This is a genomic window from Hassallia byssoidea VB512170, from assembly GCF_000817785.2.
Taxonomy (GTDB): domain Bacteria; phylum Cyanobacteriota; class Cyanobacteriia; order Cyanobacteriales; family Nostocaceae; genus Hassallia; species Hassallia carrinoi.
On record NZ_JTCM02000016.1, the window covers coordinates 31675 to 46613 of the forward strand.

Genomic DNA, 14939 nt, shown 5'->3' on the forward strand with positions numbered 1-14939 from the left:
CAAAGGAAAACGCAAAGTCTCGCGGAGAACCTCTGCGCTACTCTGCGCTTACCGAGAGCGTAACTTTGCGTTTTTATTATTGATTTAATAGTGCGATCGCCCTACAATCATTGTCAAGAGTACAATATCTCAGTATATTAAAGATAAAATTACTAAAAAAATATTAATAACAGCTAAAAAGAGAAAATTACAAGATAAAGATCCGATCGCGTCCTTGGATTTTCGCTTGATTTAGAGCTTTCTCTGCTTTGGTAATCAGCATATTTATAGATAATTGCTCAGAAGGAATAATACTCGCAACCCCGATGCTAAGGGTAAGGTGTTCGCTTACTTTTGAATCAGCATGAATTATACCGCTAGCTTTGACAGCAGCGCGAATTGCTTCTGCAACACCAAAAGCTGTTTCCGCAGAAGTATTTGGTAAAGCGATCGCAAATTCATCACCTTTGTAACGCGCTACCAAATCAGCCGATCGCCTTTTGCTGTTATTAATCGTGTAAGCAATTTGACATAAGCATTCATTCCCAGCTTCATATCCGTAAGTATCGTTATAAGCTTCAAAAAAATCAATATTACACAAAATTAAAGAAAGAGGTAACTGTACCCCTTGCAATCTCTTCCATTCGCGCTGTAAATACTCACTAAAATAACGATAGGTGGCAAGCTGAGTCAAACTATCAAACAAAGCATGACGTTGTAATTCTCGATTCGACGTTTCCATCTGTACTGTCAGCAGACACTCTTTTTGAATTTGTTGTTGAAGTCCGGCGATCGCTCCCCTTGATGCTAGCAAGCGACTAACTCGCAAACTCAATTTGACATAATCGATTGGTTTTGTGATATAATCTGTCGCCCCCACTTGAAAAGCTTTATTAACCGATTCTTTATCATCAAGAACAGTAATCATTAAAATTGGCGGACAATTTTCACCCAAAGCCTCTCGCATTTTGGCGCAGCAACTAAAACCATCCATCGCCGGCATCATCGCATCTAATAAAACCATATCTGGCAAATGCTGTTGACAAATATCCAAACAGTGCTGTCCACCACACGCTTCTTGGACTCGATATCCTTCTTTCTCCATAGCTCTTTTCAGCACTAGTCGCAAAGTTTTTTCATCATCGACAACAAGAATTAATGGTGGCTTGTTTTGGTCTGATTTAATCATTTTGCCTCCTGTGAAGATTCTAATTGCAAAGCAGCTTCTACCCGTTGATACTCTTTTTCAAGTTGTAAAACCAGAGTAGAAGCACTGATAGTTTCAGCGCGTCCCATCGCTTCTAATTGAGAGCATAATTGAGCTAGAGGCATTGCCCCGATGGTGACACTCAAAGACCTTAAAGAATGAGCCGTACTGCGTAAAAGTGCCGCATCTTTTTGCTCAACCGCAGAAGCGATCGCACTCAATCTTTGTGGTGCATCTTCTAAATAACTATCAATAATTTCTGCCATCATTTCTGCATTGTTGCCTGTCATTTGTTTTAAACCTTGAAACGTTTCCGCGTCGATCGCTGGTGTAACATCCTGAGAAACTATTTCTTGCCGAAGAGCTAATTTTTCTTGGTTGACATCAGATGTTTCAATAGCTGAAGTGAAATCAGATTGCCGCAAGCGTTTGTAATTTTCCAAAGATTGGATCAGAGCCTCAACGCGAATCGGTTTGCTGATATAATCATTCATGCCGGCGCTGAGGCACTGTTCCTTATCGCCCTGCATCGCATGAGCGGTTGTAGCAATAATCCAAGGGCGATCGCACTGCGACCATTCCTCACAAATATGCCGCGTCGCTTCCAGTCCGTCCATTTCCGGCATTTGCACATCCATGAAAACTAGATCGTAAGACTGACGACGCAAAGCTGTCAGTGCTTCAAGTCCATTATTCGCGACATCCGCACGGTAGCCCAACCGCTGTAACATTTGTAGCGCTACCTTCTGATTTAAAGCAATGTCCTCTACCAGCAGAATGCGTAACGGCAACTCTTGGCTGATACGCGAATTAAATATTGGGGCTGAGAACGGCAAAGGTAGGACACAAATTCGTTGCCTGCATAACAAACGAATTAATACATCATACAAATGCGATTGCCGAATAGGTTTACTTAGAACGGCTATAAATTCAGCTTTTGCGCCAAGTTCTTTCTGTGTTATTTTACCAACAGAACTCAGTATTACCAACGGCATTTCTTCACACCCTGGTAGAGAATGGATGCGTTCTGCCAAACTTAAACCATCCATCTCTGACATGTGCATATCCAAAACGGCAATATCAAATTGCTCTTGTGATGTAATAAATTCCAAAGCTTGCAAACCCGACTTAGCCGCTTGGACAATCATGCCCCAGTTATAAGCTTGTAAAGCAATAATTTGGCGATTAATGGCGCTGTCATCTACCACTAGCAGCCGTTTGCCAACTAAATTTGATTGAAGACCCTGAAGGTCAACCATTTCTGAGAAAGCCGACTCAGCTACGAGGGTGAAATAAAATGTAGATCCGATGTCAACGCAGCTTTCTACCCACATCCAACCGCCCATCATTTTGCTCAAGCGCTTGCTAATTGCTAAACCCAATCCAGTACCGCCATAGCGACGAGTCGTGGAAGCATCAACTTGACTAAAAGGCTTAAATAGTCGCTTTATCTGTTCTTTGGGAATGCCAATACCAGTATCCCTGACCGCAAATTGAATTTCATAATAGGTAGACTTATTGCACTCAGGTGAAAGGCTAAAAGGCAGCCAGTCGCTTGGGCAAGTCTCCGTATGAGTGGAAACTGCCGTTAAAGGGTAAAGGTTTTTCTTATTCCTTTCCCCCTCTTCAATTAGTTTTGCTGTCACAGAAACAACGACTTCGCCAACTTCTGTAAATTTAATTGCATTACTGAGTAAATTCACTAAAATTTGCCGCAATCGCGTATTATCTCCGACAATTGCTGTCGGAGTTTGCGGATCGATCAGGTACGCTAAATCTATGCTTTTCGCAGCTGCTTGAGGAGCTAATAAATCTAAAGCTTCTTCTATGCAATTCCGCAGGTTAAAAGGATGTTTCTCTAAGTTCAACTTGCCAGACTCAATCTTGGAAAAGTCTAAAATATCGTTAATCACGGCAAGCAAAACATCGCTGCTGCTGCGAATAGTTTCTACAAAGTCTTGTTGTTGTTCGGTAAGTTCCATATCCAGCAACAGCCCAGTCATCCCAATCACTGCATTCATTGGGGTACGAATTTCGTGACTCATCATCGCTAAGAATTCACTTTTGGCTCGGTTAGCAGCTTCAGCTTCTCGTGTTGCTTGTTCTAAGGCGAGATTTTTGACGGTGAGTTCTTGACGTTGTTTGGTTTCCTGTTCTAAGAGATTTGCTTGAGCAAGAGCAATTCCCACTTGGGCAGCGACAGATTCCAGTAGCTCAACTTCATCGCTTGTCCAAGAGCGAAAGTCGTCGCACTGATGCAATGCAATCAACCCATTTGGTTCCCCTTGGTAGGATGTCCGAATTGCTAACATCGATTTCAAGTTAATTTGGCGACAGATGGATTCTACAGGTTTTAACAGAGGTTCACTATAAACATCTGGGGAAACATGCGCCAAGTCTTGAGCTAACAACTTCTCTAGATAAGGATTATCGATAACAGGAATTTCCAAACCAAGCATTGATATATAGCCTGGTTCTAAATACTCAGCCATAACCTTAATTTGAGGAATCGGCGTAGAAATAGATTCATAAATAGCACAGCAATTAACACCAAACGTTTGACCAATTTGGATTGCAGTGGTCTGAAAAATTTCTTTGGCGCTTAGGCTTTGGCGAATTTCTTGGGTAATTTGTTTGAATAGTAAAGTACGTTGAAATTGTTGTTGGAGGGCTGTTTGTGTTTGATGGCGCTCAATTTCGCTGCCAAGCCATTGTGCCATCAACTTTAAAAGTTCCTTGTCTGACGATTTGAATGGTTTATATCGCCGGGAGCGTGACCAGAAGCAGAGGGTGCAATAAAGTTTACCTGCCACTAATACTCGTGTGCCGATGTAGGACTCTATTCTCAACTTCGAGTATGCTGGGTGGTTTTGCCAAGATGAAATATTGTGACGATCTACAGTTAAGGGTTCGTCAGTGTTTAAAATTTCCGAGCAAAAAGTTTGTTTGAGGTCAAAAGTATCTCCGGAAGCTAGAGAATTGTTGGGCGATCGCGCCATGATTATTTCATAGCTCGCGCTTTTAATTCGTGCCAAAATCCCAAAATCTAAATCAAATGTTCGACATCCCATTGCTAACAGTCTCTGGATGCGTTGCTCAAAATTTCGGCTGCGATCTGCTGCTACCTCATAAAGCGATCGTACCGATGCTTCATTTTCTCGCAGTTCGGCTTCGACTCGTTTCCGCTTTTGTTGAGCTTCTGCATCTTTAATGACAATTGTCAAGTAATTGGCAACTTCGGTGAGCGTAGCAATTTCATGTTCGCTCCACTGTCGGGGTTCTGGGGACTCAAAACAAAGTAAACCTGTAAGTCCGTCTGAATCTCGTAACGGTATATCCAAAACAGCTTGAGTGTTACCTGCCAACATCCCAGGCATTAACGATACCAAACGTTTATCTTGAGTCACGTCTTCAATTATCATCGTCTTACCGCTAATTAAAGCCTGGAAATAATCACCAGCAGTACTTAGGTCAACGACAAACCCTGTAATTCGGGGCATTCCTTCTGGTTCCACAGAATGAACCACCTTTAACATGCCTTGCTCATTAATAGTCGAGAAAGCCACACGTAAAGTTTGAAAATACTTGCTAATTTGTTCGACAGTATGCGAAATTACTTGTGTGACAGACATTCCGGAAGTGATGTTAGTTGCAATATTATTCAGCAGTCTCAAGCGAATCTGACTTAAAAGCAGTGCTGACTCTGCGTGCTGACGCTGGATAATAAATTCTTGTAATTGCTGCTCTCTTTCCCGTAAAGTTGACTCTGTGTGCTTATGCTGGGTAATTTCTCTCTCTAGTTGCAGCTTTGCTTTTTCTAATTGCTTTGTCCGCATTAAAGTTTTTTGGGCAAGGTAAACAGCTAATGCTAGCAGCCAACCACCGAGCAACCCTCCAATTAATACTACCGTTGGCAGATACGATTGAGCCTTATTTAGTAACTTTCGTGTTGGCTTTATCCGCACCTGCCATTTAGCATTATAAAAGTCAATTTCTGTTTGATAGCTCCATTTTTTATGATGTTGCTTATTCTCATAATTGTTATTGTAAATCTCTTGTTTTCCGTCGAAAATACTAATTGTATACTTACGTAATTCTTTCTCTTTAAAAATCGAGTCTATTAACGGTTTAACTTGAAAAATACCAATAATAAAGCCATCATTTTTTTGCTCAGTACGCAAAGGAAAGTAAATATAAAATCCCTTACCTCCTTGAACTAAATTTCTAGACTGAGTTACAATTATCTTTTGACTTGTAAGGGCAGATTCTAAAATAGCTTGTAGTTGCGAATCAACTTTCAAATTCAAATTTTTTTCGACTGACTTACCTGCTACAGGTACAACCCAGCGGATATGGTATGAAGAATCTACCCACTCTATCGCTTGGAGACCACTGTAATGTCTGATGAAATACTTTGCATCGGCTTCCCACTCCTGCCTAGTATTGCCAGTACGAATTGAAGAGCGATTTGCCATCCGCTCTAGTACTTGAACACGAGTTTTTAACTGTGCTGTAATTTCCGTTTTTACAGCAGATGATTGCTGTTCAATTAGTTGTTCAATTTGCTCTTTTTCTTTAGCAAGTAATCCCTGCCAAAGTAAAATAGTTATAAGTGAAGTACCAATTGCAATAAGAATTGGTAACTTTCCTGGCATCGGTTGTTTAATACAAAGTTTTAGCCAGGAATAATATCTATTTTGTTGAGTCACTTGTTCATCTTTATCTTTAGAAATAACTGGGCACGTTCAAACGTAATTATGTCCGCCACGAACATCCACGGCAGACGAATTATATTAACGCCTACTTATCTATATAAAGTCTCATATTATTCAACTAATTAGATATCGTATAATTGCGGAAAGTTCATAAATAATTAATAATAAATACTGATTTATCTTTACAAAAATTTAAATACTACCAATAGTATAGACTTTGCTTTTGATACATAATTTAAATTCGTAGCGATCGCTTTAGCGCTCAAAATGCCAATCTTCTCCTCGTTCCTTGCTAAAGAGCAAAAAACGAGGTGTGAACCTCTCTACACAGCGTAAGAGATGCACTTTAATCAGTAAGCTGCTGATACCTTTGCTGAATATCCTCAATCGTAAACACCGCTTCAAACTTCAACCCCACCGACTGATAAAACTCAGCACCACCCTGTAAGCGGTCTATCAGTGAAATTACTTTAGTAACGGTATAACCCGCATCTCTAAGTCGTTCCACCGCTTTCATCGCCGATCGCCCTGTAGTCACCACATCTTCCAACACCACCACTGTTGAATTCTCTGGCAAAGTGGGACCTTCAATATATGCTTTTGTGCCGTGTCCTTTAGCTTCTTTGCGAATAATTAAAGCGGGTATTGGTCGATTTTCATACGCAGAAACCACACTAACTGCTGTGACAATTGGATCTGCACCCAATGTCAAACCAGCTACAGCTTGCGTGTCTTCTGGTAGTCGGGATAGAAGAATGCGACCAATAGCCAAAGCACCTTGAGGATTAAGTGTTACCTGCTTCCCATTGATGTAATAAGAACTCGCTTGCCCAGAAGAAAGTATAAAATCACCTTCTTGATAGGCAAGTCGGCAAAATAAATTCAGCAACTGTTGGTGCAGAATATTAAAATCGGCAGTAGATGCCCACAATTCAGACTGGGTAAAGGTTTCAGCTTGATAATTCATCACAATACATTAAAAGTTGTGCTACACCAAAGGTTGAACTCATCAAAGTTCTGAAATTAAGCATAAGTTAAGATTCGCCCATCGTATTGAGGAGTAATAAATATGGGTATAAAATTTCAAGCTGTTGGCGGTTTATTAGTGCTGCTAGCTGCGAGTATTAGCATCCCAGCTTTTGCGGATGACAAGGGGACAACTAATTATGAAACAGCAAATGAAGTATTCGATCGAGCTTTCTTTAAAAACGATCGCAATTTCTACGGCAATAACACTTTTAAAAGGCAAATAGACTGGCTGGTAGGACCTGGTTCGTTGTTCCGCAATTCCTTCCCGGAAAGTGAAATAGCCCGTGATGCTGAGTTAGTTAACGTTGTTTATCGCGACGTTCTTAATCAGCAAGTTGGCAACGATCCATATATTCGCACGCCAGATTTACCCAATCCTTATAATACATCTTTAATGATGTCTCCTCGCTTAAACTCCAGCAAGCTCAAAACCGGCACTGAATTTAGGTTTGATACTGTACCACCTCGGTAAAATACCGCTACGCTAAATCAATAGTCATTCGTGATGAACTAATGACTATTGACCAAAGTCCAAAATTATTGGCGTTGTATATTTTCGGGATAATTTTGCGATCTGTGTCAAAAATTGAACGTATTGTAGAGACGTTCCACCGGAACGTCTCTACCACGGTTATGCAATGCCAAATTTATCATGATTCAATGCGCCCTACTGGAATCGAACCAGTCTGAAAGCGAATTATGAGCTCGCTGCCTCCCCAATCGGCCAAAGGCGCTTATTTAGGTTTGAGATTGCTATGAGTTCTTAGCCCTATTGCTAATTTTAGCGTTAGGTAGCAACCTCACGACTCGATTTTAGCATGAGTTCACTAACTGTAAACACTCTACAATAGTTTAGCAGATTTTATCCTACATCATTTGACACAGAAATAGGGCAGACTAATATTGATTAAGTCTTTTAAAGATTGAGGTACACAGCTTCAATCATTTCACATAAATAGACTATCATTCTTTGGCAATAGCTTCTTGGCAATGAAATTAAATTCCACTGTACTTCTGACGTTGATTTTATTAACCCTAATGTTGGGAGCGGGTTCTGTAAGCGCGTTTTGGGGCTTTACTTTGGGGAGTTCCGCACTTAAGGGTGTGACAACCCCAGATGGTCGTCCTACAACCAAATTCGCCAGCAGTAAGGCAAACAGCGCCCAACATCAAGCGGTAACGTTATTAAGAGAGGAAGAAATCCTCAAAATTGTTAAGTCCCGGATTGAGGGTAAGAGCAAGGCTGCTAAAGCTAAAAAGTCTGATGACGAGGACGAAGAAAATACCAGCAAGCCAAAACCTCAGGAAACACCGACTGAAGTCGAAGAAAAACCCCAAGCCGGATTTCCCATCGCTGCTGAAAGCGAGAAAGTAACAATTTCTGTACAATCTGCTCGCTACTCTGGCGGTGATTTGCTACTTCGCGTGAAAATGCAGAATAAAGGAGCCGATTCAGTGCGCTTTTTATACAGTTTTTTGGATGTCACTGATGACAAAGGACGAACTTTAAGCGCCAGTACCGAAGGCTTGCCAGCAGAATTGCCTGCAAATGGACCAACATTTTCTGGTACAGTGAGTATTCCTACGCCTTTGCTTGATGATGTGAAGCGTATCTCACTTGCCTTGACTGATTATCCCGATCAAAAATTGAAACTGGAAGTGCCAAATATTCCTGTGGAAAGGTAGGGATTGGGATTGGGGAGACAAGGAGACAAGGGAGACAACGAGGATATAGTGAATTCAAAGTTGTTTTTTTTGAATTGTTTTCTTCCTAGTCCCTAGTCTCTAATCCCTAGTTTCTAATGCCTAATCCCCAGTTTGGTCGTAAACAATCAACAACTAACCACTAACAATCGCTAATCTCAAGATTATCTTTCTTTCATAGGAGCGTCAGTTGTACACGGGCTTTGGCGGTGATTGGTTTTCCTAGTTTAAGTTTGACAGATGTGGGGCTGCGATTGTTGTCAGTGCTGCTGCTGATAGCCATCAATGCTTTTTTTGTAACAGCCGAGTTTTCGATAGTGACGGTGAGACGATCGCGCATTCAGCAGTTAGTCGAAGCTGGTGACATTCAGGCGATCGCGGTGGAAATGTTGCAACGTAGTATAGATAGATTGCTATCTACTACTCAGTTAGGCATTACTTTGTCTAGCTTGGCGTTGGGTTGGATTGGCGAAAGTACAATTGTCGGGTTGGTAGGTTCATGGCTGGAATCATTGCCTTTACCTATGGGGACGAGTATGTTTATCGCTCATTCTCTATCAATCCCGATCGCCTTTTTCTTGATAGCTTATCTACAAATTACTTTAGGGGAACTATGTCCCAAATCGATCGCCATGCTGTACTCAGAACAGCTAGCGCGGTTTTTGGGACCTTCAGTAAAAGCGATCGTTAGATTTTTCAGTCCCTTTATCTGGATTCTCAACCAATCAACTCGCGCCATCATGCGATTGTTTGGCATTCAGTATACAGGACAAAGCTGGCTACCACCTGTTACCTCAAAAGAACTGCAACTTATTATCTCTACAGAACAAGAATCTACTGGTTTGCAGCTTTCAGAGCGAGAATTGCTGAATAATGTGTTTGAATTTGGTGATGTAACAGCACAATTGGTGATGGTTCCCCGCACCAGCATTATAGCTTTGCCCAAAGATGCCACCTTCAACAGATTGCTGACTGAAATGGTAGCGACTGGTCACTCTCGCTATCCTGTCATCGGCGAATCTTTAGACGATATTCGCGGCATTATTTATTTTAAAGATTTGGCAGAACCTTTAGCTACTAACAAGCTGACATTACAGACACATATCCAGCCTTGGATGCGTCCTGCGCGGTTTGTCCCAGAACATATGCCTTTAAGTGAATTATTGCCTCGGATGCAGCAAGAGAAACCAGCAATGGCGATCGTTGTCAATGAATTTGGCGGTACTGTGGGACTAGTAACCATTCAAGATGTCATAGCCGAAATTATCGGCGACGCAGACGAAGCCGAAAGTAGCGACGACTTGTTAATCAAGATGTTAGATGAACAGACATATTTGGTGCAAGCGCAAATCAACTTAGAAGACTTTAACGAAGTCTTGCACTTCAATTTGCCTTTAACTAAAAAATATCAGACGTTAGGTGGCTTTTTGCTCTACCAATTCCAGAAAATTCCCTCTATGGGGGAAACCTTCAATTATAACAATCTAGAGTTTACCGTCATGTCCGTCACAGGACCTCGCCTGCACCAAATCCAAGTGCGACGCCTTGAAGAGGAGAGGGGGGGATGAGGAGAGGGGGAGATGGGGGGAGGGGGAGAGGGGGGGATGAGGGAGACAAGGGGGACAAGGAGGACAAGGAGGAATTTATCCCATTACCCATTACCTATTACCCATTACCCATTACCCATTACCCATTACCCATTACCCAATGCCCAATTCCCTACTTAACATACGCGACTGGATCGACGATTCCCAATTCGGCAAAAGCCGCGAGACGCAAGCGGCAAGAATCGCACACTCCGCAAGCTTTATCACCGCCGGCGTAGCAAGAGCAAGTTAATTCCCACGGTACGCCCAATTTATTGCCAAGTTGGATAATTTCGGTTTTTTTCAGGTTAATTAGGGGCGATTCAATCGTAATTGCTTGTCCAAGACGCCCTTGTTTTGTTCCTAAACGAAAGACTTGTTGCATCGCTTGGATGTAATCGGGGCGACAATCAGGATATCCAGAATAATCTAAAGCATTAATGCCAATGTAAACGCGATCGCCACCGATAGTTTCAGCGTAGGCGAGGGCAAAGCTTAAAAAGATTGTATTGCGAGCCGGAACATAAGTCACAGGAATATCTTCCGACATTTGAGCGAGCGATCGCTCTTGGGGTAAATCAATTGCGTCGTCTGTAAGTGCCGAACCGCCCCATTGCCGTAAGTCAAATTTTACCACTTGATGTTCTACCACTCCAGCTTGTTGAGCGACTAACAGCGCTGACTGTAACTCTCGTCGGTGTCGCTGCTGGTAATCAAAGGATATGGCGTGACACTCACAACCGTCAGCTTTAGCTTGGTAGAGAATTGTGGAAGAATCTAATCCTCCAGACAACAGAATTACAGCTTTCATCTGAGTTTTAGTTTTTGATTTGATTTGTCAACATGCCACAAACAGAGGTTGCAAAGTGTTTTTAGCGTGGTCTATACGAAACAAGAGAGTGGCAAGTCGCCTTAAATAAGGAAATTGCATCAATCGAAGCCAAAACGTGGCACGATGACTTAAACAAGCCGCTCTGGGTTTTTTGCGGATTTTGGAGATTATTCAATGAAAATAATTTAAGTGTATAAGCGATCGCAATTTCAAATGAAACTCTTCTTGTTGAAAATCCTCTAAGTAGTATATTTTTTAGGTTTTGTAATTTTACTGACAATAAAGTGAAGAATTTTAACTTGTCTTCAATCAATATTGATCCCGGTAAGTAATTGCCTAAATGCAGAGCGAGAAAGTAACCCTTATTTCTTACTTAATTTTTAAAGTTAATAAAAAGACATATTCGGTTTTGTGTAAAGCGCAAAAAAACTAATCGCTCAAAACTAAATATACAAAACAAACTTAGATTGCGGGAACTCACAACAAACTTTGAAATTCTTCATAAATAGAACCTCTATGTTACCATCTGGATGGTTTTAGACGGCTCATGACTAGCAATCAAGTATAAACGCCAACGCTCGAAGCGTCTTTAGATTTGGTGGTTGAGGAGAAAATAGTAGTGCAAAATAGCATGTCAGTGGCAGAATTGAATCCATATATACAACGAAACCAGCCACGACCGATCCGCATAGGCGTGATTGGGGTGGGTAATATGGGACAACATCACACGCGTGTACTCAGTTCAATGAAAGACGTTGAACTGGTCGGGGTGTCAGATATTAATGTTGAGCGAGGGTTAGAAACCGCAAGTAAATATAAGGTGCGTTTCTTTGAAGATTACTGTGACTTACTGCCTCATGTAGATGCAGTTTGTGTCGCGGTTCCCACCCGCTTGCATTATGCCGTCGGCATCAACTGTCTTTTGGCAGGAATTCATGTTTTGATGGAAAAGCCGATCGCCGCAAGCATTTCTGAGGCAGAATCCTTAGTAAATGCCGCTGCTGAATCTCAATGTATCCTGCAAGTAGGTCACATTGAGCGCTTTAGTCCAGCTTTCCAAGAATTGAGCAAAGTGCTGAAAACAGAGGAAGTGCTGGCTCTAGAAGCTCACCGCATGAATCCTTACTCAGACCGGGCAAACGATGTGTCAGTTGTGTTGGATCTGATGATCCACGACATTGACCTACTTTTAGAATTAGCCGCATCCCCAGTAGTGAAGTTGACGGCTAGTGGTAGTCGCGCCCAAGACTCTGGCTATTTAGATTATGTCACAGCTACCTTGGGGTTTGCTAATGGCATTGTCGCTACCCTCACAGCCAGCAAAATCACTCACCGTAAAATTCGCCGCATTTCTGCTCATTGCAAAAACTCCTTTACGGAAGCAGATTTTCTTAAAAATGAAATTTTGATTCATCGTCACAGTATTGCCAATTCAATGATGGATCATCGGCAAGTCTTTTACAAGCAGGATGGTTTAATAGAACAAGTCTACACCAGTAATATTGATAAGTTGGGTGCAGAATTAGAGCATTTTGTCAACTGCGTACATGGTGGCAATCAACCTTCAGTTGGTGGCGAACAAGCGCTAAAAGCTCTCAGATTAGCAAGTTTAATTGAACAAATGGCTTTGGAAGATAAAGTTTGGAACCCATTAGAGTGGCAATCTGAACATTTGGTCCAATCATTGTCTCCTACAGTTTAAAAGGTAAAAGGTAAAAGGTAAAAGGTAGAAATAACTTTTACCTTTTACTTTTTTTTGCTTTCGTGTTTTAAGGCGGAAAGTGCAAATTTTATTGCCGCATCAAAATATTTAAACTCTGACAAAAGTAAATTATTAATCATTAATAAATATTAAGTTTAATTTAGCAATTAAACAGCTGTAGTAATTTTAGGAGTTGACTTCATGGGAGATTGGATCAAAAATACGATTGAATCCCTAGGTTACTTGGGAATAGCGGCGCTGATGTTTGTGGAAAATCTTTTTCCGCCAATACCTTCAGAGCTAATCATGCCACTGGCGGGATATAGTGCGAATCTACCAGGAGCAAAACTCAACGTTATTGGCGTATTTTTTGCGGGGCTATGTGGTTCTGTATTGGGAGCATTAGTTTGGTACTACCCAGGCAAATTTTTGGGCGAAGAGCGTTTGAAAGCTTTGGCTGACAAGTACGGCAAGTGGATAACTGTATCTAGCAAAGATATCACTAAGGCAAAACGCTGGTTTGATAGGCAAGGTAGCAAAGCGGTGTTGATTGGTCGCCTTGTGCCGGGAGTCCGGACATTAATTTCTGTGCCCGCAGGAATTAGCAATATGCCGTTGTTGCCTTTCCTATTTTACACAACTTTGGGTAGCGCTGCTTGGGTAGGTTTGCTAACATACTCTGGATACGTGTTGGGTAGTCAGTACGAACTTGTGGACAAGTACCTTGCGCCTATATCTAAAATCGTGCTTGGGTGTCTTGCTCTGGCATTTATTTTTTGGGTAGTCAAGCGCAAGCGAAAAAACAGGAGAAAATGACAACAAGAGCGCTAATTGTGTAATAGCAAGCGTGAAGAGTGCCAAAAATTCGCCTACATTATCCTAAATAATGTTAACTTTTTTAACGCATTAAGTAATTCTTGGCGTATTTCTGGCAACACCAAACGCAAGCAAAAGTTTCTGCTTGACGCATTTTTGTAAGATGAGCATGATAACTTTTAAAGCTAAGTAAAGACTAGGAGCTTTCATGACAGACCAACCTTCCGCCGCTACTCCAATGAATGCCGCTGCTATCCCCATGAATAGAGTGTCGGCATCTACCCCGCTAAATGCTGCTAATAATGTTCCCAAGCCAGGTATAGGTATGGTTACAGGGAAAGCGATTCTTAGTGTTGATTTAGGTAGAACTTCCACCAAGACTTGTGTAAGTCGCGAACCGAACAATGTGATGTTCGTGCCCGCTAACGTCAAGCAAATGACTATGGAACAGGTGCGTGGAGGCGTTTTTGAGGCACGCGCTACTGACCCCTTAATGGATCTGTGGCTGGAATATCAAGGTAATGGCTATGCTGTTGGTCAACTAGCAGCAGATTTTGGAGCAAATCTCGGAGTCGGTCAATCTAAGGTTGAAGATGCACTGGTAAAAGTTTTGGCTTGTGCTGGCTACTTCAAGCTGAAAGATGAAATCTCAGTTATTCTCGGTCTGCCTTTTCTTTCTTTAGAGCAATTTGAAAGAGAAAAAGCACAACTGATTAGCCAAGTGACCGGTCCCCATGTGATGAACTTCCGAGGAGAATCTGTCAGCCTGAATATCAGCAAGGTTTGGGTAATGCCAGAAGGCTATGGCAGTCTTTTATGGTGTGAAGCTCAACCGAAAAAAGGACCGGGAGTTCCAGATTTTACGAAAGTTTCGGTGGCGATCGTCGATATCGGACATCAAACTATCGATTGTTTAATGGTGGATAACTTCCGTTTCGCTCGCGGTGCTTCTAAGAGCGAAGACTTTGCGATGAGCAAGTTTTATGAAATAGTCGCCAAAGAGATTGAAGGAGCGGATAGTCAGTCTCTAGCGTTAATTTCAGCTGTGAACAAGCCCAAAGGCGATCGCTTTTATCGTCCTAGAGGTTCTAGCAAGCCAACTAACCTAGATGATTTTCTCCCCAACCTGACAGAGCAGTTTTCTCGTCAGATATGCGATCGCGTGCTAGCATGGCTGCCAGAACGTGTTACTGATGTGATTCTCACAGGCGGTGGTGGTGAGTTTTTCTGGGAAGATATGCAACGACTGCTCAAAGAAGCGAAAATTAATGCCCACCTAGCTGCTCCCTCTCGCCAAGCTAACGCTTTGGGGCAGTATATTTATGGAGAAGCACAGATTTCTTCCAGTCGCTCCGCTAGGGCTTAAAAC

11 protein-coding genes and 1 tRNA gene are annotated in these 14939 nt (G+C 42.0%); 7 read left to right on the plus strand and 5 right to left on the minus strand.

The annotated features are described in order from the left end of the window. Nucleotides 1-187: 187 nt before the first annotated feature. The 3 genes from PI95_RS10325 to pyrE all read right to left on the minus strand — a co-directional run bounded on the left by PI95_RS10325 (nt 188) and on the right by pyrE (nt 6868). Entirely contained in the window at nt 188-1168 is a 981-nt protein-coding gene (locus tag PI95_RS10325; protein WP_039739139.1) for a GGDEF domain-containing response regulator, read from the minus strand. After that, nucleotides 1165-5895 (minus strand): response regulator, encoded by a 4731-nt coding sequence (locus tag PI95_RS10330; RefSeq protein ID WP_163518771.1) that lies wholly within the window; start codon nt 5893-5895, stop codon nt 1165-1167. Before PI95_RS10330 ends, PI95_RS10325 begins: the two co-directional genes overlap by 4 nt. Before the next feature lie 352 nt (nt 5896-6247). After that, entirely contained in the window at nt 6248-6868 is a 621-nt protein-coding gene (gene pyrE / locus PI95_RS10335; protein WP_039739141.1) for an orotate phosphoribosyltransferase, read from the minus strand. A gap of 102 nt (nt 6869-6970) precedes the next feature. On the opposite strand from pyrE, the gene PI95_RS10340 reads away from it, so the two are divergent. Further along, nucleotides 6971-7402: a hypothetical protein gene (locus PI95_RS10340; protein WP_039739142.1), complete on the plus strand. Its 432-nt coding sequence runs from the start codon at nt 6971-6973 to the stop codon at nt 7400-7402. Between the two features lie 189 nt (nt 7403-7591). Here PI95_RS10340 and PI95_RS10345 read toward each other — a convergent pair. Continuing rightward, a tRNA-Ile gene (locus tag PI95_RS10345) sits at nt 7592-7664 on the minus strand. Between the two features lie 256 nt (nt 7665-7920). Between PI95_RS10345 and PI95_RS10350 the strand changes: the two genes are divergently transcribed. The 3 genes from PI95_RS10350 to PI95_RS10360 all read left to right on the plus strand — a co-directional run bounded on the left by PI95_RS10350 (nt 7921) and on the right by PI95_RS10360 (nt 10361). Continuing rightward, on the plus strand, nt 7921-8616 hold the full coding sequence (locus PI95_RS10350; RefSeq protein WP_039739144.1) for a hypothetical protein: 696 nt from the start codon (nt 7921-7923) through the stop codon (nt 8614-8616). A 227-nt stretch (nt 8617-8843) separates the two neighbouring features. Next, a complete protein-coding gene (locus PI95_RS10355) occupies nt 8844-10202 on the plus strand; it encodes a CNNM domain-containing protein (protein WP_039740490.1) in 1359 nt (452 codons plus the stop codon). A 12-nt stretch (nt 10203-10214) separates the two neighbouring features. Then, entirely contained in the window at nt 10215-10361 is a 147-nt protein-coding gene (locus PI95_RS10360) for a hypothetical protein (protein WP_163518772.1), read from the plus strand. Here PI95_RS10360 and queC read toward each other — a convergent pair. After that, nucleotides 10354-11055 (minus strand): 7-cyano-7-deazaguanine synthase QueC, encoded by a 702-nt coding sequence (queC, locus tag PI95_RS10365; protein ID WP_336507198.1) that lies wholly within the window; start codon nt 11053-11055, stop codon nt 10354-10356. The two genes, PI95_RS10360 and queC, sit on opposite strands and share 8 nt — an antisense overlap. A gap of 628 nt (nt 11056-11683) precedes the next feature. Between queC and PI95_RS10370 the strand changes: the two genes are divergently transcribed. The 3 genes from PI95_RS10370 to fcmB all read left to right on the plus strand — a co-directional run bounded on the left by PI95_RS10370 (nt 11684) and on the right by fcmB (nt 14936). Next, the gene (locus PI95_RS10370) at nt 11684-12754 is read left to right on the plus strand and encodes a Gfo/Idh/MocA family protein (protein WP_201280392.1); all 1071 of its coding nucleotides are present in this window, start codon (nt 11684-11686) and stop codon (nt 12752-12754) included. Nucleotides 12755-12955: 201 nt separating this feature from the next. After that, a complete protein-coding gene (locus PI95_RS10375) occupies nt 12956-13570 on the plus strand; it encodes a DedA family protein (protein WP_039739147.1) in 615 nt (204 codons plus the stop codon). Nucleotides 13571-13778: 208 nt separating this feature from the next. Beyond that, nucleotides 13779-14936 carry a filament morphology actin-like protein FcmB gene (fcmB, locus tag PI95_RS10380; RefSeq protein ID WP_039739149.1) on the plus strand — a complete coding sequence of 386 codons (1158 nt, stop codon included), beginning with the start codon at nt 13779-13781 and terminating at the stop codon, nt 14934-14936. Nucleotides 14937-14939 lie beyond the last annotated feature (3 nt).